The following is a 5,057-nucleotide window of genomic DNA, read 5'->3' on the forward strand; positions in this document are numbered from 1 at the left end:
GGCACCCGAGGGCTCCGAACGCGGTGAGATCGTGTCGTCGATGCTGTTGGGTCAGGTCGACATCGGGGTCGCCTACCTCGGCGCGACCGCCACGAAAATCGTCTACCGCACCACCGACGGGGTCACCGGAGGCGGCACGGAGACCTCGGGAACGGTGTTCGTGCCCAAGGGGTCTGCGCCGCCGGGAGGCTGGCCGATCGTCTCGGTCGGGCACGGAACCACCGGTGTCACCGACGAGTGTGCGCCCTCGCTGTACCCGAACCTGTTGGGCACCATCGGCCTGGTGACGCCCTTCCTCGAACGCGGAACAGTGGTCGTGGTCACGGACTACCAGGGCCTGGGAACGGCCGGAGATCCCGCCTACCTCGACCGGGACGCCGCAGCGTACGACGTGATCGACGCGGTGCGTGCCGCCCGCAACGTGGTTCCCGACGTCGGCACCAGGTGGGGCGCGGTGGGCACCTCCCAAGGCGGACAAGCGGTCTGGGCGGCAGCCGAGCGCAACGGCGACTACGGCGACGGTCTGCAACTGGTCGGAGCCGCGGCGCTCTCGCCCACGGCCGATCTGACGCGATTCTTCGCGCCCGAGACCGAGCAGAGCGTGCCGCGTCAGCTGCTGGTGCCCTATCTCTACGAGGGTCTGCGCACCGCGGATCCAAGTGCCGAACGCTCCGACTACATCCGCGGCACGTTCGCCGACAACGTGACTGCCCTGACCGCCTGCAGTGACCTGCTCGGCTTCTCCAAAGCCGACGCCGGAGCCCTCCTCGATCCGGCCGATGCCCTCCCGGACTCCGAGGAGGCATCGGATCGGATGACGCGGTGGCTCGAATCGGAGGCGCTACCGACCACTCGCACCGGGGTACCGCTGATGGTCCTGGTCGGCGAACGCGACGACCTCATCGATCCCCGGTGGACCCGCGACGCGGTAGCGCGAGCCTGCGCACTCGGCGACGATGTCGAGCTTCGCTCCGAACCGGAGCAGGGCCATGCCGAACTGGCCGCCAACGGCATCGGAGTCGACTGGCTCGTCGAACGCTTCCTGAACGTGCCCACCTCGACCACGTGCGCGCGATGACCGCGGCACTGGCGGCACTGGCGGTGATCGTGGCCGTGATCGTCTCGGTGATCGCCGTGATCAGCCTGCGCGGTCGACGTGACCTCACCACACCTGCCGAGCGGGCCGTCCACGCCACCCTGCACACCGCCTCGCTGGCGGCCAAGCCGTTGCGCGACGGTCTCGACGCTCGTTCGGCCGCCGCCGCCGCGCCGCATCTGCGGGTGCTGACGGGTGCGGATGCACTGGGCATCTGCGATCCCCACGGTTCGCTGCTGGCCTGGGACGGGCCGTGGGACGAGCTGACACCGGCATTCGTCGAGGCGGCGAAACGGGCGGTGGACGGGCAGCGGCGCGTCCTGGTGCGCCTGCCGCTCGGGTCGATCCACGAGGTGAGAGCGCTGGTGGTGCAGCCGTTGGTCGTCGACGAGTCTCCGGTGGTCGGGGTGTTGGGGGCCGCTGTCGTGGCCGAGCCAGGACCGGGCATGCTCGGTGCCATCGCCGAGGTGGCTCGCTATGCGTGCGGGCAGATCGAGCTCGCCGAACTCGATGCGTCGAGAGCGCGGTTGGACCGAGCCGAGGTGCGGGCCCTGCGCGCACAGATCAGTCCGCACTTCATCTACAACGCATTGGGCACGATCGCGTCGTTCGTGCGCACCGACCCGGATCGGGCGCGGGAGCTGGTGCTCGAGTTCGCCGACTTCACCCGATACTCCTTCCGCAACGCAGGAGAGTTCACAGTGCTCGCGGACGAGCTACGCAACATCGATCGGTACCTGATGCTCGAACGCGCCCGCTTCGGCGACTCCCTGCAGGTCACGTTGCAGGTTGCGCCCGAGGTGTTGGGCGTCGCCCTGCCGTTTCTCGCGCTGCAGCCGCTCGTCGAGAATGCCGTCCGGCACGGCCTGTCAGGTAAGGCCGACGGCGGCCGCGTGACGATCATCGCCGCCGACGAGGGCACCGACGCAGTGATCAGTATCGAGGACGACGGTGTGGGGATGGACCCCGAGGTGTTGCGCTCGGGAAGCCTGCACACCGAGGACGCGGCCCATGTCGGATTGGCGAACGTGGACGATCGGCTGCGGGCAGCCTTCGGAAACGACTACGGTCTCGTAGTGGACACCGCACCGGGCGCAGGCACCAAAGTCAGCATGCGGGTGCCCAAATTCAGGCCGGGAGTGCGGGCATGACGCAGGCTGCCAAAGACAACCCCGGCCGCGGATTGGTCGTCCTCGCCGTCGACGACGAGCGCCCGGCGCTGGACGAACTCGCCTTCCTGCTGCGCCAGCAGGAGACCGTCGCCGAGGTGTTCACAGCGCAGGACGCCACCACTGCCCTGCGTCAGATCCAGAACACCGCCGCCCCGGGGCAACCAGCGGTGGACGCGGTCTTCCTCGACATCAACATGCCCGGGCTCGACGGTCTCGAACTGGCCGGCATCCTGTCGGCATTCGCGCGGCCACCCGCGGTCGTGTTCGTCACCGCCCACGACGACCGGGCACTGGCTGCCTTCGATCTCGGCGCCGTCGATTACCTGCTCAAGCCGTTGCGGGAGGATCGGCTCACCGAGGCGCTGCGCCGGGTGCTGCTCGCGCGGCGTCGACCCGCTGAGTCCGCGGACACCTCGGCCGACGAGGTCATTCCCGTCGAACTCGGCGGAACCACCACCCTGGTGCACCGGTCGTCGGTCGCGTGGGTCGAAGCCGACGGCGACTACGCGAGACTGCACACCTCCAACGGCTCACACCTGGTGCGCATACCCATCTCGGCTCTCGAAAGTCGTTGGGCCGATGCCGGATTCCTGCGCGTGCACCGCTCCTACCTGGTCTCGCTGCGGTTGGTCACGGGGATCCGCAGCGTCGGTTCGGGTCTGGTGGTGTGCCTGCGGGCCAGCGGTAACCTCGCTGCCTGCGAACTGCCGGTGAGTCGACGGCACGCCAGAGAACTCAAGGACAGACTGGTCCGCGGTCCGTTGCAATCGTGGTCGTCTCGGTGACGAGGGATCGGCAGTGAGCCAGCCGCACCGACAACGGGTGGTGCTCTCGCAACGTCGCGGCGCACGGATGGTGCGCACCCGCGTCGAAGTGCAGGAGCAGACCGAGGTCGGCGACGCCCTGGTTCGCAGCCTGGTTCGCGCGCAGCTGTTGCTGTCGGTGCGCCTGGCGGTCATGACGCTGTCGATTCTCTTCGCAATTCCGTTGCTGGGCATGCTCCTCGCCCGCTTCACCGACGTCGCGCCGTTCGGTATCGGTCTGCCGTGGTTGGTGCTGGGGGTGGCGATCTATCCATTGCTGTTCGGTGTCGGCTGGGTGTACACGCGTCGAGCCGAACGCAACGAGCAGGACTTCACCGCCTTGACCGATGATTGACGTCGCCGAGGGATCAGAGGGCGTTCAGTGTCATGTACGTGCCGAGGCCCAACAGGATCACGGCCAGAACGAGGCCACTGTGCGCGATGAATCCGTCGACGATCGCGTTCAGTGGCCGGCGGGCACGGTCGCGGAAGCCGAGCAACGCGAGTGCGGGTGCCGCGACGCCGAGGCTGGACACCACCACGAACACCACGAGAGCCGCCGCCTGGACGGCCACGGCCGAGGACGCGTCCACGATCACCGCCACGGCCGACAGTGCGATGACCACACTCTTCGGATTGACCGATCCGAGGAGGAACGCGGTCGCGAATGCCCTGCCACCGTCGAGGCGACGTGCTCTGTTTCGTACGCGCCCGATCAGTGTGCGGGCACCCAGGATCAGCAGAGCGACGCCGAGCGCGATTCTCAACCACCGCACCCAGGCGGACGAGTCCGAGGCCACCACCGCGGTGTCCACGACCACCAAGCCTGCCGTCCCGACGACCGTGACGCCGACCAGCCATCCGGCGGTGAACCGAGTGAGTACGGAACCGGTGTTGAGTGTGGCCAGGGCAGCAGCCATCGCCGTGGTGGGCAGGTGCGCGATCAGCGCCCCGGCCGCCAACGGAAGACACGCAGAGACGGCTGCCGTCACGGACATCAGGTGGCGCTCGTCCACTGCATCGGTAGATCGTCCCACTGCACGACCCGAGATGTCGTCGATTTCGCTACGGTCCGCGAAGTGCGCCGTTCCCGTGCAGGGCATGGCGAGAAGGGGCGGATTCGGTGAACGGGTCCATTCCGATCGCGACGGTGATCGCGCTGCTGGCGGCCGCCGTGGCCACCGTGGGCATCGGTATCTACGGAGTTCGGTTGGCACGCACCACCTCCGACTTCCTGGTTGCCTCGCGAAGCGTCGGTCCACGCTGGAACGCCGCCGCCATCAGTGGTGAATACCTCTCTGCTGCATCGTTCCTCGGGGTTGCCGGGCTCATCGCGAAGTACGGAGCCGATGCGCTGTGGTACCCGGTAGGGTTCACCGCCGGCTACCTGGGTCTGCTGCTGTTCGTCGCCGCACCGCTGCGTCGAAGCGGCGCGTACACGGTGCCCGATTTCGTCGAATTCCGGCTCGGCGCACCATGGTTGCGCACCGTGGCGATGCTGGTGGTCGTGGTCATCTGCGCGCTGTACCTGGTGCCGCAGTTCCAAGGCGCAGGCCTGACGCTGAACATTCTGTTGGGGGTGCCGGGGTGGGTCGGGGCCCTGGCGGTGGGACTCATCGTCATCGCGAACGTCGTCGGCGGTGGCATGCGTTCGATCACCTTCGTCCAGGCCTTCCAGTACTGGCTCAAACTGACCGCGATCGCCATCCCGGCACTGGTGCTGGCCGTGCACTTCTTCGCCGACGACCGTAGCGTCGGCAGCCCCGCCCCGCCGACCGTGTCCGAGCAGACCGTCGTCGACATCACCACCGACGTTCTCGTGCAGGTCGATTCGCCGATCGTCGTGTCGGTGGTGGGAACCCTCGACGACGAGAGCGTCGACGGGCGAGTGCTACTGGACGCAGGTGAACACCGGTTGGGCTCGGGCACGTTGCTGACGCTCGACGCCGGATCGCCTGTTCCCGTCGTCGCAGGCGCGCCGACCAC

Annotated in this window: 6 protein-coding genes; 5 read left to right on the top strand and 1 reads right to left on the bottom strand. The window is 68.1% G+C overall.

Going from position 1 to position 5,057, the window contains the following annotated elements; all coding sequences use genetic code 11:
* The 4 genes from A2J02_RS15895 to A2J02_RS15910 all read left to right on the top strand — a co-directional run.
* Positions 1-1,078: alpha/beta hydrolase family protein (locus A2J02_RS15895; protein WP_156516242.1), on the top strand; the 1,078-nt coding region annotated here is incomplete at its 5' end.
* Complete coding sequence (locus tag A2J02_RS15900; RefSeq protein ID WP_068051128.1) at positions 1,075-2,247, top strand: sensor histidine kinase; 1,173 nt, start codon at positions 1,075-1,077, stop codon at positions 2,245-2,247. The genes A2J02_RS15895 and A2J02_RS15900, both read left to right, overlap by 4 nt.
* Positions 2,244-3,053 carry a LytR/AlgR family response regulator transcription factor gene (locus A2J02_RS15905; RefSeq protein ID WP_068051121.1) on the top strand — a complete coding sequence of 270 codons (810 nt, stop codon included), beginning with the start codon at positions 2,244-2,246 and terminating at the stop codon, positions 3,051-3,053. The genes A2J02_RS15900 and A2J02_RS15905 overlap by 4 nt, the downstream gene beginning before the upstream one ends.
* Before the next feature lie 67 nt (positions 3,054-3,120).
* On the top strand, positions 3,121-3,426 hold the full coding sequence (locus A2J02_RS15910) for a hypothetical protein (protein ID WP_231893895.1): 306 nt from the start codon (positions 3,121-3,123) through the stop codon (positions 3,424-3,426).
* 13 nt (positions 3,427-3,439) lie between these two features.
* Here the strand turns inward: A2J02_RS15910 and A2J02_RS15915 are convergent, their stop codons facing one another.
* Positions 3,440-4,174, bottom strand: a complete 735-nt coding sequence (locus tag A2J02_RS15915) for a GAP family protein (protein ID WP_068051125.1) — start codon at positions 4,172-4,174, stop codon at positions 3,440-3,442.
* 20 nt (positions 4,175-4,194) lie between these two features.
* Between A2J02_RS15915 and A2J02_RS15920 the strand changes: the two genes are divergently transcribed.
* Positions 4,195-5,057, top strand: an 863-nt coding sequence (locus A2J02_RS15920; protein WP_442971478.1) for a sodium:solute symporter family transporter, incomplete at its 3' end; no start/stop codon positions are given.

This window comes from Rhodococcus sp. EPR-147, assembly GCF_001647185.1.
Taxonomy (GTDB): domain Bacteria; phylum Actinomycetota; class Actinomycetes; order Mycobacteriales; family Mycobacteriaceae; genus Rhodococcoides.